This is a genomic window from Pseudomonas sp. OST1909, assembly GCF_015277575.1.
Taxonomy (GTDB): Bacteria; Pseudomonadota; Gammaproteobacteria; order Pseudomonadales; family Pseudomonadaceae; genus Aquipseudomonas; species Aquipseudomonas synxantha_A.
On record NZ_CP063780.1, the window covers coordinates 5,049,887 to 5,075,704 of the forward strand.

Here is a 25,818-nt window from a genome sequence, read left to right on the forward strand (position 1 = left end):
CCTTACAGTAATGGATGGTCTTTCAAGCGTGTGCCGTATTCGCTGTTGGGCGTGGTATGTCGCCCGTCGCATTTGATTTCAATCAGATGAGGGGCGGCGGTGCTCATGATGCTTTCAATACAATCTTGCAAGGCCTGTGGCGAGTCCACGCACGTCGCACTCACGCCCAGGCTCTGGGCAAACAGGCACCAGTTGTAATCGGGAATTTGCGTCAGCGCGGCTAAGTTGTCTTTGTTATTGAAGTAACTTGCCGAATAGGACCGGTTATTGAAAACGACGAAGACGATATTCAACCCATGTTTCGCGGCGGTCGATAGCTCAAGGCCCTGCATCAGCATGCAGCCATCACCGGTAATCACCATGGTTTTGCCCTCGGGGCGGGCGAAACTTGCACCGATGCCTGCCGGGATACTCCAGCCCATCGGGCCTAATGTGGTTGCCGATAAATAGGCCGCCGCCCCCCGCGCAGTCCAGTAGTGGCCGAAGAAGGATCGATGGGAGCCCGAATCGACACACACCACGCCATCACTGGGGAAAAACGCTTGCAGCACCGGGATATAGGCGGCGGGATGGTCGGCAAGATTGCCCGTAGCTTTGGCATCGACGGGGTAATGCAGCGGCACCCGTTGAAGATCATTCGACCACCTGGAGCGACTCTCCTGGCTGGCCTCCAGCTCTTGTGCGTGAACCTCGCTGACCAGCCTCAGGAAACCCTCCCCCGTCGCCACCACGCCGTGATCAATACCAAGATACCGTCCCAGATAATCTGGGTTCTCATCCACCTGGATCGCGCCAAATTGAGGCCTTAGCTCATGGGACCAGAGCATGGTGCTCCATTGAGTGGTATCGAGCCCAAGGAGAATCACACCGTCCACACCGCCCTTGAACGCCTCGATAGCGCGCTTGTTTCCCGAATAACCGTAAACGCCCAAGGCGTTGGGATGGTCCTCCGGGAACAGTCCTTTGGCGCTCAAGGTGGTCGCGACCGGAATCGAAAAGCGCTCGGAAAATGCCAGGAGCGCAGCGCCAACCTTGGAGTTTTTGCAACGTAGCCCCGCGAGAATGACGAGATTGGTCGAGCGCTTGAACACGGCCTTGATCGCCGCGCTTTTGATCTTTTCAACGGCAAGCGCTTGGTTGCTCCACGACTCCAGTACGTTGGCAGCGATATCGGCGCGGCTCGTGGATTTCTCGTACAGTGCTTCCTTGCTGACGGCCAAGTAGGTCGGGCCTTTTTCCATGCCTTTCAACAACCGCACCGATTCGCGCAAAAACGCCGACAAGGGTTGCCCTGCCTTGACCTCGAGGGCACTGCGGGTGATGGGTTTGAATACATCACACAGATTCACGCCGGTTTGGCTCCCGTCCTGCAGCACGTTTTGCATTTCCAGCGATGACGCAATCTGGCCCGACAAGAGCAAGACCGACTGGTGGTCCGTGTAAGCGGAAGCGATCCCGGTCAGCGCGTTGGTAACACCCGGCCCGCCTATCACCAGGCACACCCCGAATGTTTCACTGGCACGCGCATAGCCTTCGGCCATATAGGACGCGCCTGTTTCACACGCTGTAACCACCGGTTCAATGGCAAGCGTTGTAGAGCCATCACTGGGATAACAACGCATAAACGCATTGATCAACTTGCCAGGCACCATGAAGAAGTGCGTAACCCCCAAAGACTGAAGTTGGCGAAGAATGTAATGTGCACCGGTTTCGCCAGTACTTTGCAATTCCATTGCAAACCCCCTGTTCAGATCTCGATAAATGTGATGTTCTCGCCCTTCATCTTCAACACGGCATCTTGTGAAAAAGAAGAGGGGTAGCGCACATTGGGCATATCGGCAAAATATGGCTTGGGGCTGTTGGGCAAATAGTCCGAAACATGCAGGCTGCGCTCAGCCCGGGCACGCAGGTAGGTAATGTAGGATGCGTTATGTTTGGTCGAAGCAGAAACAGTCCATTGAATGGCCAGCTTTGTTTCCACAGGCGTCTGATCCGGCGCACTGCTGCGATGAGTTACTCGATTATCCCAAATAACCAGATCGCCGGCCTTACTCATGATCGTGCGCTCGAATTTTACCGGTTCGGCGAGCCTGATCTTGACTTCATCTTTACTGAGCTTGTGCGACCCCGGCAGTAAGGTGATGCCGCCGCCCGACACAGGATCATTATCTTGAAGATAATAAGCACACTGTAAGAATTCGGGAAATGCGCTAGGCGAAATCACTTCGTCGGGAAGAAAGTACGCATCATTGTGCCATGGTATATAAACGCTCTCGCGCACCGTAAAATTCGGTAACAGCGAAAAATCCGACTGAAAAATATCCTTTATCGCCTGAATAGCACCAGGATGGAGCAGTGCATTGACCATATCACTAAATTGCAGAAACGCCGTTGGCAACAGCGTGCTCTGCTCGGTCTCTGCCAAACTATTGACATACGTTTTACGCAACTTTTCCACCTGCTCGTTGCAGAGTACTCCTGGAATAACGACGTACCCATCCCGTTCAAGCTTTTCTCGAAAGTTCATGATCTATAATCCGTTATATAGAGGGTGACCCAGGCCACCCTCCCTTTAATTCAAAGATAGTAAGTCAGACTTCAACATGCTTGGCGGCTGTCGAGCTTTCTTCAAACGACACGCCCAGACGTTCAAATTCCTGGAAGAAATCCGGAAAGGAACAATGAACGTCCTGATAACCATCCAACTCATTAAGCTGTTGGCACCGCAAGGAAGCCACAAACAATGACATGAAAATTCGATGGTCACCCCAGGCTGACAACACTGCATCACCGGCGTAACTCGGTTCACCACGAATAACGAAGCCATCGTAGACGCCGTTTTTAAACAACGGCTGTATGTCCACACCCATTTTCACCAGCTCGGTCACCATCGCCTCAATGCGTGGCGACTTGTGCAAGCGCGTAATGGAGCCGCCGGTCACTTTGAACTCACCCTGCACATAAGCACCGATCGCCGCCAGTGTCGGCACAATATTGGGGTAATCACTCGCATCGAAATGATACTTGCCTTTTAACTCAGCCAACTTATTAACAATGCGTACTTCATTGGCAGCGTCATTGAACTCAACATTGACGCCCAGCGCCTCGGCCACTTTGAGAATCGCACGCTCGCCCTGCAAACTCTTGCTGTTCATGTTCTTGAGCGTCAACTCGCCCGGAAAGATGATGCCGGCCGCGATCAGATAGGACGATGAGGTGTAGTCACCGACGATCGTATAGTTCGCGCTGCGATAGTGGCCGGGATACACCGTAATCTGTGAATAGTCAGCGTTCACGTCATAGCTGATCCTCGCAGTGCTGAGGGTTTCCAAAGTCTGCTTGATATACGAAAGCGACAGAATTTCACCGCGGATATTCACCACCGTAGGTTGTTTGGCGAGGGGGGCGCAGAACAGAATCGCGGTGATGAATTGCGAGCTGATATTGCCCTCAATCGTACACTCTCCCCCTTTATAACCACCCCAGTTCACAATCGGGGCCTTGCCACTGTGGTTGATGCATGAAATATGAGCCCCCAGCCCTTCCAGGGCGACAAACAAAGGCTCCATGACACGCCCCCGCAGAACTTCATCGCCGGTAATAACCGCCGGCGTCGTTGTAAAGCACGTCAACGCAGCAAACACTCGAAATACCAACCCGGAGCCTAGAGCGTCGATCACCTTCTTTTCAGGCTTGATCAAGCCGCCTGTGCCAGTTACCACTAACCTGCCTGGTTGCTCCTCGATAATTGCACCAATACTACGACATGCCTTTTTCATTGTTTCGGTTTCAAGGCAACGAAGGTCATTGTAAATATAAGAAGTTCCCGAGGCGAGGCTGGCGGCAATAATTGCCCGTTGTGTTTCAGGTTTTGAGGAGGGGATGGTGGCGATAGTGCCGATCGATGAGGTAGGAAAGACTTTCAAGCGTTTTTGGGTCGACATGCATTGCTCCCTAAGACAGTAGATCCAATGTGATCGGCGAGCGGGCATTACGCTCACCGACGCGACAGAAATATCTTGTTACAACCACTAAAAACCTATCCTAGGGTTTAACGCGTTTCAAATAACAAAATGGAATAAGATTGGATCCAATCTATGACTCATTGAATTTTTTCGTTTTACTTCAATCCGTTACGGCACACAAAAAAAGCGAAACCCATAAAAAAACCGCCATCGCTGGCGGTTTAAATTTTAAAAATTCTACTATTTCATATGGCACAACGACATCTTTGGCTAACCATTAGAAGATACCCGGGTAGGCGCCGCCATCGATAAGGATGTTCTGACCGGTCACATAGGCAGCCTGATGACTGCATAAAAAAGCACACAATGCAGCGAACTCAGCCGGGTCACCAAAGCGCCCCGCCGGAATGGTTGCCAGTCGACTTTCAGCCATAGCGTTCACTGTTTTTCCTGAACGCTCTGCCGCCACTTGAAAGGTATTTTCCAATCGCTCGGTTTTGAACGCACCGGGCAGAATATTATTGATCGTGGTGTTTCTCGATGCGAAGTCTTTCTGACGCGCCAAGCCCGCCACAAAACCGGTAAGCCCGCATCGGACTGAGGTTGAAAGCCCCAATGCATCCAGGGGCGATTTAACCGCGCCGGAAGTTATATTGATTATCCGGCCGAAGCCTCGACCTGCCATGGAATCGATCACTGACTTGATGAGTTCGATAGGTGCCAACATATTGGTATCAATTGCTGCACGCCACTCTTGATCGGTCCACTCACGAAAGTTCCCAGGCTTGGGCCCCCCGGCATTATTGATCAATATATCAACTTGCGGGGCAGCATCGACCAATGCCTGGCGAATCGAAGGGTCAGTAATATCACCTACCACCGTGATGACTTCTCCCTCAGGATTTCTGAGTTTCAAGCGCTGTGCGGCAGCCTCTAAGTCAGGCGCGCCCCGTGCGTTAATCACGATGTTTACACCCTCGTCCGCAAGCGCCTGGGCACAGCTATAACCCAACCCTTTACTGGCAGCACAGACGACAGCCCATTTACCTCTAATCCCTAAGTCCATCATCACTCCTCGATCAGCCGTCAACTTGCAAGCGTCGCGTATTCAGCGAGCGTGCGTCGTTATTAGTCGATATCACACAAGCCCGTGGAGTGACAAGCCGGGCATTACGCCGCGCCAGAGGCAAAAAAATACCCCTCAGCGAGGGGTACTTTTCAATTGTGGCAAACACGCTTTACCGGGCTATTTCTTCACACCCAGCTTTTTCAGTTCTTCATCACGCAATTCACGCCGCAGGATCTTGCCGACGTTAGTTGTAGGTAACGCATCACGGAACTCAACAGCCTTGGGCACCTTGTAGCCGGTGACGTTGGCGCGCATGTGCTCCATCACCTGGTCCTTGGTGAGGGTGGCGCCTGGCTTGACCACGATGAAGATCTTGATGTGCTCTCCGGACTTCTCGTCCGGCACGCCGATGGCTGCGCACTGCAACACGCCCGGCAGGCCTGCCAGTACGTCTTCCAGTTCGTTGGGGTAGACGTTGAAGCCCGAGACCAGAATCATGTCCTTCTTGCGGTCGACAATGCGCATATAGCCGTCTGGCTGGATGATCGCGATGTCACCGGTTTTCAGCCAACCTTCGCTGTCGAGCATCTCGGCGGTGGCGTCTTCGCGCTGCCAGTAGCCCTTCATGACTTGTGGGCCCTTGACGCACAGCTCGCCGGTTTCGCCCAGCGCCAGCTCGGTACCGTCGTCGGCGATGACTTTACACACTGTGGACGGTACCGGAATGCCAATGGTGCCGATCTGGATATGCTGGATCGGGTTCACCGTGGCCACCGGGCTGGTTTCGGTCATGCCGTAGCCTTCGCAGATACCACAGCCGGTCACGGCCTTCCACCGCTCGGCGGCCGCCAATTGCAGGGCCATGCCGCCCGACAGGGTGACTTTGAGCGCGGAGAAATCGAGTTTGCGGAAGGCTTCGTTGTTGCACAGCGCCACGAACAGGGTGTTCAGGCCGACGAACCCGCTGAACTTCCACTTCGACAGTTCCTTGACCATCGCCGGCAGGTCACGCGGGTTGCTGATCAGGATGTTGTGGTTGCCGATCAGCATCATCGCCATGCAGTGAAAGGTGAAGGCATAGATGTGGTACAGCGGCAGCGGTGTGATCAGGATCTCGCAGCCTTCGTTGAGGTTGGACCCCATCAGCGCCTTGCATTGCAGCATGTTGGCGACGAGGTTGCGGTGGGTCAGCATCGCGCCCTTGGCCACACCGGTGGTACCGCCGGTATATTGCAACACTGCCACATCGCTGCTGGCCGGGCTGACATCATTCACCGGCTGGCCATGGCCCTTGGCAAGCACGTCATTGAACGTGATGGCCTGGGGCAAGTGATAGGCCGGGACCATCTTCTTCACGTACTTGAGCACGCTGTTGATCAGCAGGCGCTTGAACGGCGACAGCAGGTCGGCGACTTCAGTGACGATCACATGCTTGACGGCGGTCTTGGGCACGACTTTTTCAGCCAGGTGCGCCATGTTGGCCAGGCAAACCAGGGCCTTGGCCCCGGAATCATTGAATTGATGTTCCATTTCCCGCGCGGTGTACAGCGGGTTGGTGTTGACCACGATCAGGCCGGCACGAATGGCGCCGAACACGGCGACCGGGTATTGCAGGACGTTGGGCAGTTGCACGGCGATTCGATCGCCAGGCTTCAAGTCGGTATGCTGTTGCAGATACGCGGCAAATGCCCCGGACAATTCGTAGAGTTCACCGTAGGTGATGGTCTTGCCCAGGTTGCTGAAAGCCGGTTTGTTGGCGAAGCGCTGGCAGGACTGCTTCAGTACCGCCTGAATATTCGGATACTCGTCTGGATTGATCTGTGCAGCAATCCCGGCGGGGTACTTATCCTTCCAAAAGTCTTCATTCATGGAAGCCCACTCCTCAGCGACGCGAATTCATCATCGCATTTGATGCGATTATTATTGGTGTATGTTTTTAGGTGAATCTGGCGCTTTCAAGCAGGCCGAGACGTCACAAAGCGCGCCGAGAGTAGCAGCTTTGCCGAGGGCCGCCTAGAGCCAAAAGAGGGCCCTACAGTCATAAACATGACTCAAGAATATCCAATGGTCACTTTTAGAGCAAAAATTCTATAACGCCAGAAATGGCTCTGGAACAGGCTCTCAAGGGCGAAAAATACACTGTGTGTGGCTTGCCTGCGATAGCCATGGGTATCTACACAACTTTGGCATGGCCCTGAACCTGTGGCGAGGGAGCTTGCTCCCGTGGCGGCCTGACAGCCACCGACTCTCTAAATGATGCGACGCGATCCAAATGTGGGAGCTGGCTTGCCTGCGAAGGCGGCCTGACAGCCGACCAGGATGTTGGATCAGACCGAGTACATATCCGTTGCTGCGGTAACGGCCGCTTATGGTTTCGCTCTTACAGCGACTCACTTTTGGAGAGGCCCAAAAGTAAGCAAAAGGCCTTCGCCCCACCACTCGGCACCTCGCTCAGGCTCGGTGTGCCCCAAATCCCTGTCGAATTCCGGCCAGCGTGGTTTAACGGAGCGCCTCAGATCAAAAGCAGATCAAGAGCAAGATCAAGAGCGGCTCGCTTCGCATCGTGGTTACTGATGGTTGCTACGTCAGAGTTGTGTAGATACCCATGCTGCGATAGCGGTGGATCAGTCAATTCAACAGGTGACTGAAACACTGCTATCGCAGGCAAGCCAGCTCCCACAGTTTTGTACCCTATTTCAATTCAGGCGATGTCGCGAAGCTCACGCCGCAGAATTTTCCCCACCGGCGTCATCGGCAAAGACTCCCTCAGCACAATGTGCTTGGGCACCTTGTACCCCGTGAAGTTGGCCTTGCAGTACGCCTTCAGCTCCTCAAGGCTCACCCCTTGGGCTCGCGCTACCACGAACAGCTTCACCGCCTCCCCCGTGCGCTCGTCCGGCACGCCGATCACCGCGCAGCTGGCTACGGCCGGGTGGGCCATCACCACATCTTCGATTTCGTTGGGATAGACATTGAAGCCGGAGACGATAATCAGGTCTTTCTTGCGATCAACAATGCTGACATAGCCGTCGGTGTCGATCACGGCAATGTCACCGGTCTTGAGCCAGCCTTCAGCGTCCAGGGTTTCGGCGGTGGCCTGGGGTTGCTGCCAGTACCCCTTCATCACCTGCGGGCCCTGGATGCACAGCTCGCCACGTTCGCCCAACGGCAGTTCCTGCCCTGCATCATCAATCACCTTCATCGCCGTACCCGGCACCGGAATACCTACGGTCCCCAGGCGCGATAGACCGCCGTAAGGGTTGGTGCTGGCCACCGGTGAGGTTTCGGTGAGGCCGTAGCCTTCGCCGATGGAGCAACCGGTCAGCGCCTTCCACCGTTCCGCCGTGGCCTTGACCAGAGCGGTGCCGCCGGAGTTGGTGATCTTGAGATGGGAGAAATCCAGGCTCTTGAAATCCGGGTGGTCCATCAACGCCACAAACAGGGTGTTGAGCCCAAGCAGGCAGGAGAACCGCCACTGCTTTAGCTCCTTGATAAAGCCGCCAATGTCCCGTGGGTTGGTGATCAGCACGTTGTGGTTGCCGGACACCATCATGCACATGCAATTCGCCGTAAATGCATAGATATGGTACAGCGGCAGCGGTGCGATCATGACCTCCTGCCCTTCCTTGATCAGCGGGTGGCCGTCTTCACCCAGTTGCGACATGCACGCCCGCACCTGCTGCATGTTCGCCACCAGGTTGCCATGGGTGAGCATCGCGCCCTTGGCCAGGCCGGTGGTCCCGCCGGTGTATTGCAGCACGGCAATGTCGTCCAGGGTTACCGGATGGCGCGTCACCCCAAGGCCCGCGCCCATGCGCAACGCACGCTTGAACGACACGGCCCGTGGCAGGTGGTAGGCCGGGACCATCTTCTTCACCTTGTCGACCACAGTGTTGACCAGCCAGCCTTTGGCGGCGGGCATGAAGTCACCCATCCTGGCTTCGATCAAGTAGTCGATCTCGGTGTCGGTGCAGACCTCCTGCACCCGCGAACCGAACAGGTTGAGGTACACCAGCGCCCGCACACCTGCGTCCTTGAACTGGTGGCGCATCTCGCGAGGGGTGTACAGCGGGTTGGTATTGACCACGATCAGCCCGGCGCGCAATGCGCCGAATACCGCAACCGGATAATGCAGCACATTAGGCATTTGCACCGCGATGCGCTCGCCAGGCTTGAGGTCGGTGTGCTGTTGCAGGTAACCGGCGAACGCCGCACTTTGGCGTTCAAGCTCGGCGTAGGTCAGGGTAATGCCCATGTTGCTGAACGCCGGACGGTCGGCAAAGGTCTTGCAGGAACGCTCGAAAACTTCGATCACCGACTTGTAGGTCGTGAGGTCGATGTCATTGGGAACGCCCGCCGCGCGTTTGTCATTCCAGAAATCAGGTTGCATTATTCTTGTCCTCTTACCTGAGTGTGTCCGGCCGCTTTAAGCGTTTATAAAAAGCGGAGCTTTGGGGACGTTAGCAGCTATGAGCAAACAGGCAAATACGCTAAATCGTGTCATTGATTGTATGAATCTTGCGTCTAACGTGTAGGCAGATACCCCGCAACTCTGCGAATGAGCTATACACTCCAACGACCCTGAGCAAAGGAAGCCGCCATGACCCACAGCACCTTCTGGCTGACCGCGAATGACCACAGCCGCCTGTACGTCAACCAATGGCTGCCAGACACCCCGCCCAAGGCGGTGGTGATGCTCTCCCACGGCATGGCCGAGCACAGTGGTCGTTATGCTCGCCTGGCCGACGCCTTGTGCAGCGCCGGCTACGGGGTGTATGCGCTGGACCAGCGCGGCCATGGGCGTACTGCCGATGAGGGCACCCTGGGGCTGTACGCTGAAAAGGATGGCTGGAACAAAGTGGTCGGCGACCTGGCCAGCCTCAACCAGCATATCGGCCAGCAAAAACCGGACCTGCCGATTATTTTGCTCGGCCACAGCATGGGCAGCTACATCGCCCAGGGCTATTTGCTGCACCACAGCGCCAGCCTGCATGGCGCGATTCTCAGCGGTTCGAATTTCCAGCCGGTAGCGCTGTATAGCGCGGCACGCCTGATCGCACGTATCGAACGAATGCGCCAGGGGTTGCGCGGCCGCAGTGCGTTGATCGAGTTCCTGTCATTCGGCTCGTTCAACAAAGCGTTCAAACCCAACCGCACCGCCTGCGACTGGCTGAGCCGCGACCCGGACGAAGTCGACAAGTACATCAACGACCCGCTCTGCGGTTTTCGCTGCACCAACCAGTTGTGGATCGACCTGCTGGGCGGCTTGCAGCAAATCAGCAAAGCGTCCAATCTCGCGCAGATCGACCCGGGCCTGCCGATCCTGGTGATGGGCGGCGAATGTGATCCGGTAAGTGAAGGCAAGCGTCTCAAGGACTTGGCCCATGTCCTGCGTGAGGCCGGCTGCCAGAACATACAATTGAACCTCTACCCGCAGGCGCGGCATGAAGTATTCAACGAAACCAACCGTGATGAAGTCACCGCCGACCTTCTGAGCTGGCTGGAACAGGCGCTGACGTTGCGCAGGCCAACCCGCTGCGAATAGTTTTTGCTTTAAAATCAGCCGATTAATTACCGATAAGCCACAGGATGCACCTTTAGATGACCCAGGTAACCAACACCCCGTACGAGGCGCTCGAAGTGGGCCAGACCGCCAGCTTCAGCAAGACCGTCGAAGAGCGTGATATCCAGTTGTTTGCCGCCATGTCCGGCGACCACAACCCGGTGCACCTGGATGCCGAATACGCCAAGGCAACCATGTTCAAGGAGCGCATCGCCCACGGCATGTTCAGCGGTGCGCTGATCAGTGCGGCCGTAGCCTGCGAGCTGCCTGGGCCGGGCACGATTTATATCGGCCAGCAGATGACCTTTCAGAAACCGGTCAAGATTGGCGACACCCTTACCGTGCGCCTGGAAATCCTTGAAAAACTGCCGAAGTTTCGCGTACGCATCGCTACACGCGTATTCAACCAGCGTGATGAGTTGGTGGTAGATGGCGAGGCAGAGATTCTGGCGCCGCGCAAGCAGCAGGTGGTGACGTTGACCGAGTTGCCGCCGATCAGCATCGGCTGAGGCTGACTGCAATCTCAGCATTTACACAATACAAATGTGGGAGGGGGCTTGCCCCCGATCGCGGTGAGTCAGTCACTCAATAGGTCGACTGACTTACCGCTATCGGGAGCAAGCCGCCTCCCACAATTGTTACTGTGCAGGTCTCAGGACTGAGCACGAGCCTGGTTACGCAGGGCTTTTACCTGGTCGTGGTTGCGCTGTACGCCGTGGTACTGACGCTCCACCAGGTCACGAATACCCAGCAGGTTGTGCTTGTTGATCTTCTCGATCGCTTCACGGTAAGCCTTCAGTGCGTGGTCTTCACCGCGCTCGGCTTCGTTCAATACCGCTTCTTCATCCTTGCCAGTGACCATCGACTTCACGTCGACCCAGCCACGGTGCAGAGCACCTGCTACGCTGCCGGAATCTTCCGGATCGCCACCCAGGGCACGCACGGCGGTTTTCAATTCAGCGGCGGCAGTGGCGCAATCAGCAGAGCGCTTGGCAAACAGAGCCTTGAGTTCCGGATGCTTGATATCTTCAGCGCATTCCTTGAAACCCTTTTGGCCGTCGATGCTGGTTTCGATCAGGTCGTTCAGTACGGAGATCGATTCTTTATTGATGTCAGTCATTTTTCAATTCCTTGTACGGGTTAGAAGGGTGTCTTGGTTATTGCAGCGCCCGTGCCAGGTTTTAAAAAACAAATTTATCTATTAATTTCAATAACTTAAGAAATATTGAACCATCTGTATGTGCGTTATTTGCATGATCTGTCATTTGGCCTTCATGCAGAATGCCTGTATTTTCGAAGACCTCGCCTCAATCCCGCGAAGCTCATGAATCCTGAAAAACTCGAACTGCTGATCACCCGCGAAATGCCCTTCGGCAAATACAAGGGCCGGATCATCGCCGACCTGCCCGGCCCCTACCTGAACTGGTTTGCCCGTGAAGGTTTCCCCCATGGCGAATTGGGCGGTCTGCTGGCCTTGATGCAGGAAATCGACCACAACGGCCTGGCCGAACTGCTCGAACCACTGCGTGCCAAACACGGCAAACCCGCCCCCCGCCATTGAGAGACTCGCCATGCCAAGGAATGCCGACAACGAACGCCACTGGCACACCATCGCCCAGCGCTATGAGCTGCAACCCGGGCCGATCAACCTGGAAAACGGCTACTTCGGGCGTATGAGCCGTGCAGTGCAAGCGCAATACCTTGAGCACATCAGCTTTATCAACCGCAGCAACTCGGTACATGTGCGCCAACGTTTCGAGCAAGGTGAAAACGTCGAGATTCGCCGCACGCTGGCGGCATTGATTGACGTCGACCCCGAGTCGATCGCCTTCACGCGCAACGCTACCGAAGCCTTACAGTCGCTGATCCGCAACTACAACCGCCTGCAACCCGGCGACCAGGTGCTGATCAGCGATTTGGAGTACGACACGGTCAAGGGCGCCATGCGCTGGCTTGCCGATGTTCGCGGCGTGGAGGTGATCGAGGTGTCACACACCCACCCGGCCAGTTTCGACAGCCTGGTGCAGACGTATAACGAGGCGTTCGCGCAGTATCCGCGCCTTAAACTGATGGCCCTGACGCATGTCACTCACCGCACCGGCCTGGTGATGCCCGTTGCGGCCATCGCCCAGGCTGCGCGGGAACAGGGGATCGACGTGATCCTCGACGGCGCTCACGCCCTCGGCCAGATCGAGTTCAACCTCGCCGAACTGGGCATCCAATTTGCGGGCTTCAACCTGCACAAATGGATTGGCGCACCGCTGACGCTGGGCTTTATGTACATCGCCCCGGAGCGCCTGGCCGATATCGACCCGGACATGGGCGAGTTTCACTACCCCGCCACTGACGTGCGCGCTCGTACGTCCTACAGCACACCCAACTTCCCAGCGCTGATGACTTTGCCGCTGGTATTTGAAGAGCATCGAGACCTGGGTGGCGCGGCGGCCAAGGGCGCACGGGTCAATTACCTGCGAGATCTGTGGGTAAGCCAGGTGAGGCCATTGGCGGGGATTGAAGTGCTGACGTCGGATGATCCGCGCTTGTATTGCGGCATCACTGCATTCAAGTTCATCGGGCGCGATCAGCAGTTAATGGTGGACAGGCTGCTCAAGGAATACGACCTGTTCACCACCACGCGAACAGGAGCGGCGTTTGGCACCTGTATTCGGGTGACGCCGGGGTTGGTGACAACGGCGGCGGATATCGGCGTACTGGTCAACGCCATTACCGAGCTGAGCAAGGATTAAACTGTTTTTTGGTGAGCCGGGGGATTTTCCAGAGGCAAAAAAAAGCGGCACACCGACCAAGTGCACCGCAAAAATGCCGTTAAGCACAGCAACAACGATTCTGTAAATCCGCTCAGTCCAGCAGCGCCAGCGCCTGTGCGGTAACTTCCTGGATGCGTGCCCAGTCGCCGTTCCTGACCCACTCAGGATCAAGCATCCAGCTACCGCCCACGCACATCACGTTTTTCAACGCCATGTAGCTTTTGATATTGGCCGGGCCAACGCCGCCGGTCGGGCAGAATTTCACTTCGCCAAACGGGCCGCCCAGCGCCTTGATGGCCGCGACGCCGCCGCTGACTTCGGCCGGGAACAACTTGAAGCGGCGATAACCCAGGCCGTAGCCTTCCATGATGCCGGAGGCGTTGCTGATGCCTGGCAGCAGCGGGATCGGACTGTGTACCGAGGCTTCCAGCAGGTCGCGGGTAATGCCAGGGGTAACGATAAATTGCGAACCTGCCACTTCGGCCGCTTCGAGCATGTGACGATCAAGCACGGTACCGGCACCGGTGCACAGCTCAGGACGTTGCTCACGCAAGACCTGAATGGCCTTGAGGCCGAACTCGGAACGCAGGGTCACTTCCAACGCGGTCAAACCGCCAGCTGCCAGGGCATCGGCCAGCGGCAGGATGTCCTGCTCGCGGGCGATGGTAATCACCGGCAGGATCCGCGCCTTGGCGCAGAGGCTGTCGATCAAGGCAACTTTATCCGCCATGGACACGGTCGGTTGAGGGCTTTTCATAGCGGCTGATCCTTGGCTCATGGGCACCAGTAAATCTCGAGAGTAGGTTGCAAAAACGCGCGAATCGGCATGGCAGCAACATCGTCGCTGGCCAGCGCTGCGCTCAAGGTGGTCAATTTCGAACTGCCGGAAATCGACAGCACGGTGTAGTTGGCCGTCGCCAGCAGCGCACGACTCATGGTCAGGCGCTGGTGCGGCACGGTTGGCGCCAGCATCGGCCAGCAACGGCGAGTACCGTCGGCCTTCAGTGCTTCTGCCAGGTTGGGGCTGTTGGGGAACAGCGAGGCGGTGTGGCCGTCATCGCCCATGCCCAGCACCAGCACATCAATGCCGGGCAGTTCGGCCAGCAGGCGATCGGCCTGCTCGGCAGCGTCTTCAAGATTGGCCGTGGCGCTGTAAAGGCTGAGGAACTGGGCCTTGGCCGCCGGGCCTTGCAGCAGGTGCTTCTTCAACAAGCCGGCATTGCTGTCGGCATGCTCTACCGGCACCCAGCGTTCATCCGCAAGGGAGATGGTGACCTTGGACCAGTCCAGGCCCTGCTTGGCCAGGTTCTGGAAAAACGCCACGGGGCTGCGTCCACCGGACACCACCAGCGTCGCCTCGCCACGGGCGCTGATGGCAGCGCGCAGTTGTTCGGCCACGTCATGGGCCAGGCCATCGGCCAGCAGCGTGGGCGTACGGTACTCATGGGCAGTAACGCCCTGAGGCAGTTTCAATTCAGATATCGCCATACCACGACCTCCCATCCCGCGTAATCAGTGCAATCGAGCTCATCGGCCCCCAGGACCCCGCCGCATACGGCTTGGGCGCATCACCGGACTTTTTCCAGCCGGCGATCAACTGGTCACACCACTTCCACGCGGCTTCGATTTCATCTTTGCGAACAAACAGGTTCTGATTGCCGCGCATCACTTCCAGCAACAACCGCTCGTAGGCATCCGGGATGCGTGCGCTGCGATAGGTGTCGGAAAAATTCAGTTGCAGTGGCCCGCTGCGCAGTTGCATGCCCTTGTCCAGGCCCTGCTCCTTGGTCATCACGCGCAAGGAAATACCTTCGTCCGGTTGCAGGCGAATGATCAGCTTGTTGCTGATCTGCAGGCGCTGCTCGGGGGCGAAGATGTAGTGGGACGGTTCCTTGAAATGGATGACAATCTGCGACAGCTTTTGCGGCATACGTTTGCCAGTACGCAGGTAGAACGGCACCCCGGCCCAACGCCAGTTGCGAATATCGGCACGCAGGGCGACGAAGGTTTCGGTGTCGCTCTGGGTGTTGGAATTGTCTTCTTCCAGATAACCCGGCACGGCTTTGCCCGCACTGTAGCCGGCAATGTATTGGCCGCGTACCACCTGGGTGGTCAGGCCCTCGGGGCTGATCGGCGCCAGGGCCTTGAGCACCTTGACCTTCTCGTCGCGGATACTGTCGGCGGACAGGTCGGCCGGCGGGTCCATGGCGATCAGGCACAGCAACTGCAGCAGGTGGTTCTGGATCATGTCGCGCAGCTGGCCGGCCTTGTCGAAGTAACCCCAACGGCCTTCGATGCCGACCTGCTCGGCCACGGTGATTTCCACGTGGGAAATGTAGTTCTGGTTCCACTGGGTTTCGAACAAACTGTTGGCGAAACGCAGGGCGATCAGGTTCTGGACGGTTTCTTTGCCCAGGTAGTGGTCGATACGGTAGGTGCGGTTTTCCGGGAAAAACTGCGCCACGGCGTCGTTGACCTTGCGCGAGGATTCCAGGTCCGAACCGATGGGCTTTTCCAGGACCACGCGGGTGTTTTCCGCCAGGCCCACCTTGGACAGGTTCTCGCAGATAGCCCCGTACACCGCCGCAGGGGTGGCGAAGTAGGCGATCAGGCGTTGCTCGCTGCCGACCTTCTCGGCAAGGGCGACGTAGTCGTCAGCCTTCATGAAGTCGACATGCACGTAGGCCAGGCGCGCAAGGAAGCGCACGGCCACGGCTTCGTCGAGTTCCTTGCCGACGTATTTACGCAATTCTTTTTCGATATGGGCCAGGTGTTGCTGCTCGCTGCCGGCTTCACGGGCCAGGGCCAGGATGCGCGTATCGTCGTGCAGCAGCCCGGCGCCATCGAGTTGATAGAGGGCAGGAAATAACTTGCGCAGCGCCAGATCACCCAAGGCGCCAAACAGGGCAAAGGTGCAGGGTTCTACGGTTATCGAAGGCATGATGTTTGTTCTTTTATCAAGTTAAGCTACAAATACCTTTTTTCAAGGCATCACTCAAGGAAAAATGTAGTAATAACCACAACATTTTCCGGAAATACGCATTGCGAGTGGTGGTGTTCAGCTACCCTCAGTAGGATAGGCCACCGCGAAAAGCCAGTCGTCGATTGGTTGCCGCCCTTTATTTGCATCGTCGCCCGAAGGAAAGACTGAATGGACCGCGTGCGAAATCTTCTGGAACAGATCCGGAACCGCCTCGAAGAATTAAACAAGGCCGAGCGCAAAGTCGCTGAAGTCATCCTGCTCAACCCGCAGCAGGCTACACGCTTCTCGATCGCCGCCCTCGCCCAGGCCGCCTCGGTCAGCGAACCGACGGTCAACCGCTTCTGCCGTTCGTTCGGCGTCAGCGGTTACCCTGAACTTAAATTGCAGCTGGCGCAAAGCCTGGCCAGTGGCGCCGCGTATGTCAGCCGTGCCGTGGAGGCCGATGATAACCCCGAGGCCTACACCCAGAAGATCTTTGGCAGCGCCATCGCGTCCCTGGACAGCGCTTGCCAGGCCCTGGACCCGGCGCTGATCAGCAAAGCCGTGGATTTGTTGATCCAGGCGCGCCAGATTCACTTCTTCGGCCTGGGCGCCTCGGCGCCGGTGGCCATGGATGCGCTGCACAAATTTTTCCGCTTCAACCTGGCAGTGACCGCTCATGCGGATGTGCTGATGCAGCGCATGATCGCTTCGGTGGCGCATACCGGTGAGTTGTTTGTGATCATTTCCTACACCGGGCGTACCCGCGAGCTGGTGGAAGTGGCGCGTATCGCCCGGGAAAACGGTGCGTCGGTGCTGGGCGTAACCGCCGAGAACTCGCCTTTGGCCAAGGCCAGTACGGTAAGCCTGAACATCCCGCTGCCGGAAGACACCGACATCTATATGCCGATGACCTCGCGGATCATTCAATTGACGGTGCTGGATGTGTTGGCGACCGGCATGACGTTGCGCCGTGGGGTAGATTTCCAGCCGCATTTGCGCAAGATCAAAGAGAGCTTGAATGACAGCCGGTATCCGGTAGGGGATGAGTTCAACTAAGACTGGACCTGTGGTGGCTGCACTGGCCCCATCGGGAGCAAGCCCCCTCCCACAGTTTGATGTGTGAATACCTTCAAATGTGGGAGCTGGCTTGCCTGCGATAGCGCCATCAGCCACACCGCTAAGCTCCAGCCCGAGCCTGCAGACTCAAATGCGCCCTCTCCCCCGGCGCCAGGCTCGCCCCGGCCATCGCCGACTCCACACACACAAACCCCGACGCCTCGTTAAAGCTCACGCCCAGTAATGGCCGGCTCCCCGGATGCCACACCACCGTGTCGGCGCTGTCGCCGGTGTCGATGCACAGTTCACGCTGCCAGGCGTGGTCCTTGAGCTGTAGTTCGCCCTCATGCTGGAACACCCGCTGGCAACCGCCATCGACCCGCAGTTCACCTTCCTGCTGGCAGACCTGACGGTTGAGCTGATCATAACCTTGCGCGCCGTCGAGCCCAGACAGCGCTACCTCGTCAACGTGACCAATACGCCAGTAAGCGTGCAAAGCATGGCTCAACTGGCACGGCAACTCGTCCTGATGCTCGGTGCTCAGGCGCAGTTCCAGGGTTTCACCCAGGTGTGCGTGCAAGTCCACCTGCCAGTCGCACAATTGCAATTGCCAGTGCAGGCGCACGCCATCGTCATCGGTGCTGCTATCGAGCAGTTTCCAGTCGATCAAGCGCGCCCAGCCATGGGACGGCCATGCGTTTTCGCTGGGGTGACGGCCATACCACGGCCAGCACACCGGTACGCCACCACGGATAGCCCCGACTTGCGGCCATCTGGCGGCGCACCACAGCCACGGCTTCTGGCCCGTCGGTTGAAAGTGCAGCAATTGCGCACCCTGGCGACTGAACACCGCCTGGCACAGGGGGTGGTCGATCACCAACACATCGCGCATCTGAAAGCGCTCCCAGGCGAACACCGGCCGCTCGCGCAGGGATTTGAAAAAGCGTTGCAGCGGTTGCTCATGCATGTGCACAGGTTCCGAATATCACAGTGCAAGCCAAAAAAAAGCGGATAGCCATGGCTACCCGCAAATGCGCACAGAGAGAGGAGCTTATCGCAACAGCGTTAGAAGGTAGACTGAATTTTCAGGCCGGCGACCAAGGCGTTGTCGACTTGATCCACACCACCTGGGTGGGTGATGTATTGCAGGTTAGGGCGTACGGTCAGCCAATTGGTGACATGGAAGCCGTAGTTGATTTCGTAGTTGTATTCGGTACCTTGCAGCGGCATGTAACCGGCCTGGCTGTAGTCAGTGAAACCACCTGCCGCGTTACGCAGCTCTGCGGTTTTCTTCACGTCATCGTTGACATGGATACGGGCAAAACCGATGCCGATGTCATCCTTTGGACGCGCATCGAACGGGCCCTTGTACACAAACATCAGCGACTGATAGTTGTCGATGAAGTTGGTGTCCTTGTCGTGGAAGGTGACGTTAGCCGCAACGTTCAGACCACGGGAGGCATCACCGTTGTGGGTGGTGAGTTGCTGTTGCACCACGCCCCAGTAGCCGCTTTTGCTGTTGCGAACGCGCAGGGCATCGCCAGTGGCGCCAGCGTCGCCGCCGTTGACGTCTTCGCGCACATCATCAGCGTCAGCCGTGCTCTTGTAGTAACCCACGCGGTACTCGCCCGGCAGGCCATTGACCTTCGGCGACCACACCAATTCAACTGGCAACACGGTGCCCTTGGTGCCGCTACCGCTGAGCTTGAAGCCGTTGCCCATTTCGGTTTGCGATGGGTTCTGGTTGTACGCGCCAATTTGCGCATACAGTTCAGGCGTGATGTGGTATTTCACACGCAGAGCGGCCTGGCTGACGGGCCAGTTGTACCAGATGTTGGTGGCCCAGTTACCCACTTGCGAACCGCAGAACGCCAGGTTCTGGAACTCGCAGGGGAAGGTGTTGAAGTCTTCGCCTTCACCGAAGTAACCGGCTTTGACGTCCAGTTTGCCGTCGAGGAACTGGTGCTGGATCCACAGTTGGGTCAGACGCACCATGTGGCCACGGCCATACACTTCCTGCGATGAACTCAAGGTGCCGGCACGCGGGTCGCCAATACGGTCGTTGGAGATGTTCTCGCCATTACGATTGGTCAACTGGATCTTGGCCTGGGTGTTATCCCAGCCCCACAGTTTTTGCAGGTCCAGTGCCACGCCAAGACCAAACTGGTCAGAGTAGCGACCGGTCTTGTCGTCGTTGTAGCCACCGTGAGCGTTGTAGCCCATCTCCCCAACGTAGTCGGCCTTGATGTCGATACCTTGCTCGATCAGCTTGGTACGCTCGCCGCCCCAATCGCCGGTCATCCACTTGGAATCGGCACTGAAGGCTTCATCCGCCATCGCATTGGCGGACAAAACCAGGGCTGCTACCGCTGACAACTGGCAGATCAGCCGGGTGTTGTTGTGTTGCTTTTTCATCCCTACATCCTCGTCTTTATTGTTATTAAACTGTTTTTATCTAACGCGGGTTACATTTTTTAATTAAAACAACTGGTTATCTTCTTTTTCCTGTGGGAGCCGGGCTTGCCTGCGATGCAGGCGCCTCGGTCCTGCAGTTACAACGCGGTGACGCCATCGCGGGCAAGCCCGGCTCCCACAGATGCCCCCAGTGAGCCAGCAGTCCCCAATCGCTCACCGGTCTTGGCGTCAAACAGCAACACCTTGGCCGGGTCGAATTGCAGCGTCAGGGTCTCGCCCACCTGCGGCGCGACGTCCGGCGCCAAGCGGCAGCAGACCTTGGTGTCGTTGAGCTGCACAAACACCAGCGTGTCCGGGCCGGTCGGCTCGGTGACCTGGACTTCGGCACGAATACTCGACGAGCCGTTGCCCTCGCCCGCAGCCAGCACGATCTGCTCCGGGCGCAGGCCGAGGATCACATCACGGTCTTCAAGCCCGGCGTCGTTCATGCTCAGCGGTAGCTCGCAACGGGCCTGGCCGCTGTCCAGCAGCGCGACCAGACGACCGTCCTTGCGTTGCAGGCGCAAAGGCACGAAGTTCATCGGTGGTGAACCGATAAAGCTTGCCACAAACAGGTTCGCCGGGTCGTTATAGATTTCTTTCGGCGTGCCGAATTGTTGGATGATGCCATCCTTCATCACCGCCACCTTGTCGCCCAGGGTCATCGCTTCGATCTGGTCGTGGGTGACATAGACGGTGGTGGTTTTCAGACGCTGGTGCATCAGCTTCATTTCGGTGCGCATCTCGACGCGCAATTTGGCGTCGAGGTTGGACAGCGGTTCGTCGAACAGGTAGATCTTCGGCCGCCGCGCCAGCGCTCGGCCCATGGCCACACGCTGCTGCTGGCCACCGGACAGTTGGCCCGGCTTGCGGTTGAGCAGGTGTTCGATCTGCAGCAGCTTGGCCACGCGTGCGACTTCGGCGTCGATGTCGGCTTGCGGCATCTTGCGGATCTTCAGACCGAACTCGATGTTCTCGCGCACGCTCATGGTCGGGTACAGCGCATAGGACTGGAACACCATGGCGATGTCGCGGTCCTTGGGGCTCATGCCGCTCACGTCTTGATCACCGATCATGATCGCGCCGCCGGTGATGGTCTCAAGGCCGGCGATGCAGTTCATCAGCGTGGACTTGCCGCACCCCGAAGGGCCGACCAGGATCAGGAATTCGCCTTCCTTGATCGACAGTTCGATGTTCTTCAAGGTGTCGGGCAGGCCGGCGCCGTAGGTTTTGTTTACATTGCGAAGTTCAAGCGTAGCCATGATTACCCCTTGACCGCGCCGGCCGTGAGGCCGCGCACGAAATACTTGCCTGCGATCACATAGACCAGCAGGGTCGGCAGCCCGGCGATCATCGCCGCCGCCATATCCACGTTATATTCCTTGGCCCCGGTGCTGGTGTTGACCAGGTTGTTCAGCGCCACCGTGATGGGCTGGGAGTCGCCACTGGAGAACACCACGCCGAACAGGAAGTCGTTCCAGATCTGCGTGAACTGCCAGATCAGGCAGACCATGATGATCGGCGTCGACATCGGCAGAATGATCTGCCGGAAGATGGTGAAGAAACCCGCACCGTCCAGGCGTGCCGCCTTGATCAGCGCATCCGGGATGCTTACGTAGTAGTTACGGAAGAACAGCGTGGTGAACGCCAGGCCGTAGACCACGTGGATAAACACCAGGCCGGTGGTTGTGCTCGCCAGACCCATTTTGCCGAGGGTGAACGACGCGGGCAGCAGCACGGTCTGGAACGGCAGGAAGCAGCCGAACAGCAACAATCCAAAGAACAGTTGCGAACCTCGGAAGCGCCAGAACGACAGCACATACCCATTCAAGGCCCCGATGGCGGTGGAAATCAGCACGGCTGGAACGGTGATCTTGATCGAGTTCCAGAAGTAGCCATCCACAGTGGCCCAGGCCTTGACCCAGCCGATGCCACTGACCACGGTCGGCCAGCTCAGCAGGTTGCCGCTGCTGATGTCTTCGGGAGTCTTGAAGCTGGTGAGCAGCATCACCACCAGCGGCACCAGGTACAGCAGCACGGCGAGGATCAGCACCGCATAGATCGCGATACGACTCAGGCTGATGGCAGGTTTGGAGGCGAGACTAGTCATTACGTTTGGTCCTCAGCTCGGAGTAGAGGTACGGCACGATGATCGCGAGGATCGCACCGAGCATCAGGATTGCACTGGCCGAGCCCATGCCCATCTGGCCACGGCTGAAGGTGAACGAGTACATGAACATCGCCGGCAGATCGGACGAATAGCCCGGGCCACCCGCGGTCATCGCCGCCACCAGGTCGAAGCTCTTGATCGCAATGTGCGCCAGGATCATCACCGCACTGAAGAACACCGGACGCAGGCTTGGTAGCACCACGCTCCAATAAATGCGTGGCAGGCTGGCGCCGTCGATCTGGGCGGCGCGAATGATCGATTGATCAACCCCACGCAGGCCAGCCAGGAACATCGCCATGATAAAGCCCGAGGCTTGCCACACAGCGGCGATCACCAGGCAGTAGACCACGCGGTCGGGGTCGATCAGCCAGTCGAGACGGAAGCCTTCCCAGCCCCAATCCCGCAGAAGTTTGTCCAGGCCCATGCCCGGGTTCAGCAGCCATTTCCAGGCGGTACCGGTGACGATCATCGAGAGCGCCATCGGGTACAGGTAAATGGTGCGGATAAAGCCTTCGCGGCGGATTTTCTGGTCGAGGAAAATCGCCAGCGTCACGCCGATCACCAGGGTGATGCCAATGAACATGCCGCCGAACAGCGCCAGGTTTTTGCTCGCCACCCACCAACGGTCGTTGTCGAACAACCGCTCATACTGAGCCAGGCCCGCCCACTTGTAGCTGGGCAGGAACGTGGAAGTGGTGAACGACAGCACGAACGTCCACAGGATGTAGCCGTAAAAGCCCACCAGCACGATGAACATGCTCGGCGCCAGCACCAGTTTGGGTAGCCAGCGTTGCAGCACATCGAACGGCGAGGCCTTGCTGAACACAGCAACAGAACTCATGGGAAAATCCACTACAGGGAAAAAGGACTACAAGGTGAGTCTCTTGTCGAACGCGGTTTGTGTGGGAGCTGGCTTGTCGAATCGTCGCACCGCTGCGATGGCATCACCTCGGTGTAACCGGTACACCGAGTTGCTTGCATCGCGGGCAAGCCCGGCTCCCACAAAAATCCGCTACCAAGTGTTACTTGGCCGACTTGATCGCAGCACCCAGCTTCTTGGCGGTGTCGGCCGGGTCGGCTTTCGGGTCGTTGATGTAGTTGGTCACTACGTCAAAGAACGCACCTTGCACCGCCAGGGTAGTGGCCATGTTGTGCGCCATGCTTGGCTGCAGGCCGCCGGTCTTGGCGTCGGTCAGGAAGTCCTTGGCGGCGGTCTGGGCGCAGGAGTCGAAGCCGTAGGAATCCATCTTGGTCAGCATGTCGTTACGCACAGGGATCGAGCCCTTGTTGATGCTGAACACTTTCTGGAAGTTTTCACCCAGCACGACTTTGGCAATGTCCTGCTGACCTGCGGCAGTGCCTTTGTCTTTCTGCTTGAACACCGCCAGGGAGTCGATGTTGTAGGTGAAGGCTTTGTCGGTGCCAGGGAACGCTACGCACTCGTAGTCCTTGCCAGCGACTTTCTTGGCGGCAGTCCACTCGGACTTGGCCCAGTCACCCATGATCTGCATACCGGCCTTGCCGTTGATGACCTTGCCGGCTTCGAGGTTCCAGTCCTGGCCTTTGCCGTCCACGTCCATGTAGGTCGCGACTTTCTTCAGCTCAGTGAGGGACTTGACCATTTGCGGACCGGTCAGGGCGTCGTTATCCAGGTCGACCAGGGCTTTCTTGTAACCATCAGCCCCCATGACCGAGAGCACTACCGCTTCGAAAACGGTGCTGTCCTGCCAAGGCTGGCCGCCGTGGGCAAGCGCAATGAAGCCTGCAGCTTTGAGCTTGTCGCCGGCTGCGTAGAATTCTTCGAGGGTGGTCGGGTTCTTGGTGATACCGGCTTTCTTGAAGACTTCCGGGTTGATCCACAGCCAGTTCACACGGTGGATATTCACCGGTACGGCCACGTAGTCACCGTCGTACTTCACGGTATCGGAGACTTTCTTGTCGAGCAGGGAATCCCACTTTTCGTCTTTGGCGACGTCTTTGAGCACGTCGGTGTCGAGCAGGCCAGTGGACGCCCATTCCTGGATGTCGGGGCCTTTGATCTGGGCTACGCCCGGTGGGTTGCCGGCAACCGCACGGCTTTTCAGCACGGTCATGGCGGTGGCGCCACCGCCACCTGCAACGGCACCGTCTTTCCAGGTGAAGCCGTCTTTCTCAACTTGGGCCTTCAGGACATCCACAGCTGCTTTTTCACCACCGGAAGTCCACCAATGCACCACTTCCACCGTACCTTTGGAGTCGGCGGCAAATGCACTGAGGGGAAACAACGAGGCAATGGAAATAGCAACGGCGAGGCGATTAATCGCGTTCATCTGAGTACCTTTTCTTGTTGTTATGCATGCAAGTCTAGAGCTTGCGCTGCACGGAGTTTAAACAGGGATTTTCCAGGCGCAGGTAACAAAGGGACGCACAAATGTCACCACTTGGTGACATAACGTCCGCTGCCCAATGCACTGGCCAGGCTGGGTGCCAAGGGTAACGCAGGCAGCACCACAGCTTGCCAGGCATGGTACAGATCAGGTTTGCCGCCCCAGATTTTGCTGCTGGGTTGGTTGTGCGGGCTGAGTTCGTGGTGCCAACTGCCATGGAGCCGATCGATGAAGTGGGTTTCACAAAACTCCCAGATGCGTCGATACCAGATCTCGTAATGCAGTTCACCCGTACGTTTGAGCAGTGCCTGAGCAGCGGCGCTGGCTTCTGCGTGGGTCCAGTGCAAGCGCTCGCGTACAACCGGGCGCCGACTCCAATCCAAGGTGTAGACAATGCCCGGTGCACCATCCACGGCCCAGGCATATTCACAGGCGCTGGCAAACAGCCCTTTGGCGTCGTCAACCAACCAAGCCGGCGTATCCAGCCCGGCCTGCAGGCGCGCTGCTTCCAGGTGCAGTAGCAGCCGCGCCCATTCGAAACCGTGCCCAGGGGTGATGCCGTAGGGGCGAAACCCATCAGCGGGGTTATCTTCGTTGTAGCCCAGTAGAGGTTTCCACTGCGCGTCAAAGTGCTCGATCACCATGAACTGGTTGCTGGCGGCGTGGGTGTGGATCACCCGCTCGACGATGCGCAGCGCACGGTCCAGCCAACGGCTGTCAGCGGTGACATCGGCCAGGGCCAGGAAAGCCTCGGTGGCGTGCATGTTGCTGTTGGCGCCGCGATAGCCTTCGACACCACTCCAGTCCCGGGCGAAAGATTCAAGCATGACGCCCTCCTCCTCGCTCCAGAAGAACTGGTCGATGATATGAATGGCGTCGTTCAACAAGGTTTGCGCACCCGGCGCGCCAGCCACCACCGCAGAGCTGGCGGCCAGGGCCACGAATGCATGCAGGTACGCCGCTTTGCCGGTGTTGCCATCCAGGGCTTGAGCCGCGGCGAACCACCCACCCTGCTCACTGTCGTGCAGCGGGCCGCTGAGAGCCGTCACGCCATGCGCCATCAGCTCGGCATAACCTGGCAGCCCCATGGCATGGGCCATGGCGAAGCTGTGGGTCATACGGGCGGTGTTCATGGTTTCGGCGCGGGCATCGGCGGGCAACTGGCCTTTATCGTCGAGGTTGCCGAACCCGTCCGGCAGGCGCGATGCCTTGGCGAACGCCAACAGGCGCTGGCCTTCAGCGGCGAGCCAGGCGTGGTGGGCAGGTGCGTTCAGCCAACTGCTGGCAGGCAGTGGATGGGTGGTCATGGGTGGCCCTTATTGTTTTTTTGGGATGACCGGAGTCTAAACAAGGGCGCGGCAAGGGCAAGTAACGAAGGAGAGAAGAAATGTCACTATCCGGTGACAATCAATCTCCAAGTGAAAATCCGAAATGTGGGAGGG

General features: G+C 57.7%; 22 protein-coding genes. 5 read left to right on the forward strand and 17 right to left on the reverse strand.

Translation table 11 applies throughout. The features are described from left to right. Positions 1-2 precede the first annotated feature (2 nt). From IH404_RS21990 to fadD2, 6 genes are all read right to left on the reverse strand, one after another. Positions 3-1,733, reverse strand: a complete 1,731-nt coding sequence (locus tag IH404_RS21990) for a thiamine pyrophosphate-binding protein (protein ID WP_005790746.1) — start codon at positions 1,731-1,733, stop codon at positions 3-5. A gap of 14 nt (positions 1,734-1,747) precedes the next feature. Then, a complete protein-coding gene (locus IH404_RS21995; protein ID WP_005790748.1) occupies positions 1,748-2,527 on the reverse strand; it encodes a phytanoyl-CoA dioxygenase family protein in 780 nt (259 codons plus the stop codon). Between the two features lie 64 nt (positions 2,528-2,591). Then, positions 2,592-3,944 (reverse strand): 3-phosphoshikimate 1-carboxyvinyltransferase, encoded by a 1,353-nt coding sequence (gene aroA, locus IH404_RS22000; protein ID WP_194439027.1) that lies wholly within the window; start codon positions 3,942-3,944, stop codon positions 2,592-2,594. A 298-nt stretch (positions 3,945-4,242) separates the two neighbouring features. Then, positions 4,243-5,031, reverse strand: a complete 789-nt coding sequence (locus IH404_RS22005) for an SDR family oxidoreductase (RefSeq protein ID WP_194439028.1) — start codon at positions 5,029-5,031, stop codon at positions 4,243-4,245. Positions 5,032-5,211: 180 nt separating this feature from the next. After that, positions 5,212-6,903: a long-chain-fatty-acid--CoA ligase FadD1 gene (fadD1, locus tag IH404_RS22010; RefSeq protein WP_194439029.1), complete on the reverse strand. Its 1,692-nt coding sequence runs from the start codon at positions 6,901-6,903 to the stop codon at positions 5,212-5,214. Between the two features lie 832 nt (positions 6,904-7,735). Then, positions 7,736-9,424, reverse strand: a complete 1,689-nt coding sequence (fadD2, locus tag IH404_RS22015; protein WP_194439030.1) for a long-chain-fatty-acid--CoA ligase FadD2 — start codon at positions 9,422-9,424, stop codon at positions 7,736-7,738. Positions 9,425-9,634: 210 nt separating this feature from the next. Between fadD2 and IH404_RS22020 the strand changes: the two genes are divergently transcribed. Then, positions 9,635-10,579 carry an alpha/beta hydrolase gene (locus tag IH404_RS22020; RefSeq protein WP_194439031.1) on the forward strand — a complete coding sequence of 315 codons (945 nt, stop codon included), beginning with the start codon at positions 9,635-9,637 and terminating at the stop codon, positions 10,577-10,579. Between the two features lie 56 nt (positions 10,580-10,635). Then, entirely contained in the window at positions 10,636-11,106 is a 471-nt protein-coding gene (locus IH404_RS22025; protein WP_003193747.1) for a MaoC family dehydratase, read from the forward strand. 143 nt (positions 11,107-11,249) lie between these two features. Here the strand turns inward: IH404_RS22025 and IH404_RS22030 are convergent, their stop codons facing one another. Continuing rightward, positions 11,250-11,717: a PA2169 family four-helix-bundle protein gene (locus tag IH404_RS22030; protein WP_003175720.1), complete on the reverse strand. Its 468-nt coding sequence runs from the start codon at positions 11,715-11,717 to the stop codon at positions 11,250-11,252. A 204-nt stretch (positions 11,718-11,921) separates the two neighbouring features. On the opposite strand from IH404_RS22030, the gene IH404_RS22035 reads away from it, so the two are divergent. Together IH404_RS22035 and IH404_RS22040 are read left to right on the forward strand one after the other, a co-directional pair. Further along, a complete protein-coding gene (locus IH404_RS22035; RefSeq protein ID WP_005790761.1) occupies positions 11,922-12,158 on the forward strand; it encodes a DUF3820 family protein in 237 nt (78 codons plus the stop codon). 10 nt (positions 12,159-12,168) lie between these two features. Further along, complete coding sequence (locus IH404_RS22040) at positions 12,169-13,344, forward strand: aminotransferase class V-fold PLP-dependent enzyme (protein WP_005790763.1); 1,176 nt, start codon at positions 12,169-12,171, stop codon at positions 13,342-13,344. Positions 13,345-13,456: 112 nt separating this feature from the next. On the opposite strand, the gene IH404_RS22045 is transcribed toward IH404_RS22040, so the two are convergent. Genes IH404_RS22045 through zwf form a run of 3 tightly spaced genes read right to left on the reverse strand, consistent with a single transcriptional unit; the run spans position 13,457 to position 16,306 of the window. Beyond that, positions 13,457-14,122 (reverse strand): bifunctional 4-hydroxy-2-oxoglutarate aldolase/2-dehydro-3-deoxy-phosphogluconate aldolase, encoded by a 666-nt coding sequence (locus IH404_RS22045; protein WP_032803689.1) that lies wholly within the window; start codon positions 14,120-14,122, stop codon positions 13,457-13,459. Positions 14,123-14,139: 17 nt separating this feature from the next. Continuing rightward, positions 14,140-14,853, reverse strand: coding sequence for a 6-phosphogluconolactonase (gene pgl / locus IH404_RS22050; RefSeq protein ID WP_032803690.1), 714 nt, complete (start codon positions 14,851-14,853; stop codon positions 14,140-14,142). After that, complete coding sequence (zwf, locus tag IH404_RS22055; RefSeq protein ID WP_005790770.1) at positions 14,840-16,306, reverse strand: glucose-6-phosphate dehydrogenase; 1,467 nt, start codon at positions 16,304-16,306, stop codon at positions 14,840-14,842. The genes pgl and zwf overlap by 14 nt, the downstream gene beginning before the upstream one ends. Before the next feature lie 219 nt (positions 16,307-16,525). Between zwf and IH404_RS22060 the strand changes: the two genes are divergently transcribed. Further along, positions 16,526-17,386: a MurR/RpiR family transcriptional regulator gene (locus IH404_RS22060; protein WP_169856377.1), complete on the forward strand. Its 861-nt coding sequence runs from the start codon at positions 16,526-16,528 to the stop codon at positions 17,384-17,386. A 121-nt stretch (positions 17,387-17,507) separates the two neighbouring features. On the opposite strand, the gene IH404_RS22065 is transcribed toward IH404_RS22060, so the two are convergent. The 7 genes from IH404_RS22065 to IH404_RS22095 all read right to left on the reverse strand — a co-directional run bounded on the left by IH404_RS22065 (position 17,508) and on the right by IH404_RS22095 (position 25,683). Continuing rightward, positions 17,508-18,353, reverse strand: coding sequence for a D-hexose-6-phosphate mutarotase (locus tag IH404_RS22065; RefSeq protein ID WP_194439033.1), 846 nt, complete (start codon positions 18,351-18,353; stop codon positions 17,508-17,510). A gap of 98 nt (positions 18,354-18,451) precedes the next feature. Beyond that, a complete protein-coding gene (locus IH404_RS22070) occupies positions 18,452-19,801 on the reverse strand; it encodes a carbohydrate porin (protein ID WP_005790775.1) in 1,350 nt (449 codons plus the stop codon). Between the two features lie 137 nt (positions 19,802-19,938). After that, complete coding sequence (gene ugpC / locus IH404_RS22075; protein ID WP_103734747.1) at positions 19,939-21,102, reverse strand: sn-glycerol-3-phosphate ABC transporter ATP-binding protein UgpC; 1,164 nt, start codon at positions 21,100-21,102, stop codon at positions 19,939-19,941. A gap of 2 nt (positions 21,103-21,104) precedes the next feature. Next, positions 21,105-21,950 carry a carbohydrate ABC transporter permease gene (locus IH404_RS22080; RefSeq protein WP_005790778.1) on the reverse strand — a complete coding sequence of 282 codons (846 nt, stop codon included), beginning with the start codon at positions 21,948-21,950 and terminating at the stop codon, positions 21,105-21,107. Continuing rightward, on the reverse strand, positions 21,943-22,851 hold the full coding sequence (locus IH404_RS22085) for a sugar ABC transporter permease (protein ID WP_005790780.1): 909 nt from the start codon (positions 22,849-22,851) through the stop codon (positions 21,943-21,945). Before IH404_RS22085 ends, IH404_RS22080 begins: the two co-directional genes overlap by 8 nt. 181 nt (positions 22,852-23,032) lie before the next feature. Next, positions 23,033-24,319 carry an ABC transporter substrate-binding protein gene (locus IH404_RS22090; protein WP_194439035.1) on the reverse strand — a complete coding sequence of 429 codons (1,287 nt, stop codon included), beginning with the start codon at positions 24,317-24,319 and terminating at the stop codon, positions 23,033-23,035. 104 nt (positions 24,320-24,423) lie between these two features. Further along, entirely contained in the window at positions 24,424-25,683 is a 1,260-nt protein-coding gene (locus IH404_RS22095; protein ID WP_194439037.1) for an AGE family epimerase/isomerase, read from the reverse strand. Positions 25,684-25,818: the final 135 nt, after the last annotated feature.

Excerpts from the sequence above, each read along its gene's own strand:
- IH404_RS21990 (WP_005790746.1), bottom strand. The coding sequence starts at position 1,733 with ATGGAATTGCAAAGTACTGGCGAAACCGGTGCACATTACATTCTTCGC.
- IH404_RS22070 (WP_005790775.1), bottom strand. The coding sequence starts at position 19,801 with ATGAAAAAGCAACACAACAACACCCGGCTGATCTGCCAGTTGTCAGCG.
- IH404_RS22040 (WP_005790763.1), top strand. The coding sequence starts at position 12,169 with ATGCCAAGGAATGCCGACAACGAACGCCACTGGCACACCATCGCCCAG.
- aroA (WP_194439027.1), bottom strand. The coding sequence starts at position 3,944 with ATGTCGACCCAAAAACGCTTGAAAGTCTTTCCTACCTCATCGATCGGC.
- IH404_RS21995 (WP_005790748.1), bottom strand. The coding sequence starts at position 2,527 with ATGAACTTTCGAGAAAAGCTTGAACGGGATGGGTACGTCGTTATTCCA.
- IH404_RS22035 (WP_005790761.1), top strand. The coding sequence starts at position 11,922 with ATGAATCCTGAAAAACTCGAACTGCTGATCACCCGCGAAATGCCCTTC.
- IH404_RS22025 (WP_003193747.1), top strand. The coding sequence starts at position 10,636 with ATGACCCAGGTAACCAACACCCCGTACGAGGCGCTCGAAGTGGGCCAG.
- IH404_RS22020 (WP_194439031.1), top strand. The coding sequence starts at position 9,635 with ATGACCCACAGCACCTTCTGGCTGACCGCGAATGACCACAGCCGCCTG.
- fadD2 (WP_194439030.1), bottom strand. The coding sequence starts at position 9,424 with ATGCAACCTGATTTCTGGAATGACAAACGCGCGGCGGGCGTTCCCAAT.
- IH404_RS22085 (WP_005790780.1), bottom strand. The coding sequence starts at position 22,851 with ATGAGTTCTGTTGCTGTGTTCAGCAAGGCCTCGCCGTTCGATGTGCTG.
- IH404_RS22090 (WP_194439035.1), bottom strand. The coding sequence starts at position 24,319 with ATGAACGCGATTAATCGCCTCGCCGTTGCTATTTCCATTGCCTCGTTG.
- IH404_RS22045 (WP_032803689.1), bottom strand. The coding sequence starts at position 14,122 with ATGAAAAGCCCTCAACCGACCGTGTCCATGGCGGATAAAGTTGCCTTG.
- pgl (WP_032803690.1), bottom strand. The coding sequence starts at position 14,853 with ATGGCGATATCTGAATTGAAACTGCCTCAGGGCGTTACTGCCCATGAG.
- fadD1 (WP_194439029.1), bottom strand. The coding sequence starts at position 6,903 with ATGAATGAAGACTTTTGGAAGGATAAGTACCCCGCCGGGATTGCTGCA.
- IH404_RS22065 (WP_194439033.1), bottom strand. The coding sequence starts at position 18,353 with ATGCATGAGCAACCGCTGCAACGCTTTTTCAAATCCCTGCGCGAGCGG.
- IH404_RS22080 (WP_005790778.1), bottom strand. The coding sequence starts at position 21,950 with ATGACTAGTCTCGCCTCCAAACCTGCCATCAGCCTGAGTCGTATCGCG.
- IH404_RS22095 (WP_194439037.1), bottom strand. The coding sequence starts at position 25,683 with ATGACCACCCATCCACTGCCTGCCAGCAGTTGGCTGAACGCACCTGCC.
- IH404_RS22030 (WP_003175720.1), bottom strand. The coding sequence starts at position 11,717 with ATGACTGACATCAATAAAGAATCGATCTCCGTACTGAACGACCTGATC.
- ugpC (WP_103734747.1), bottom strand. The coding sequence starts at position 21,102 with ATGGCTACGCTTGAACTTCGCAATGTAAACAAAACCTACGGCGCCGGC.
- zwf (WP_005790770.1), bottom strand. The coding sequence starts at position 16,306 with ATGCCTTCGATAACCGTAGAACCCTGCACCTTTGCCCTGTTTGGCGCC.
- IH404_RS22005 (WP_194439028.1), bottom strand. The coding sequence starts at position 5,031 with ATGGACTTAGGGATTAGAGGTAAATGGGCTGTCGTCTGTGCTGCCAGT.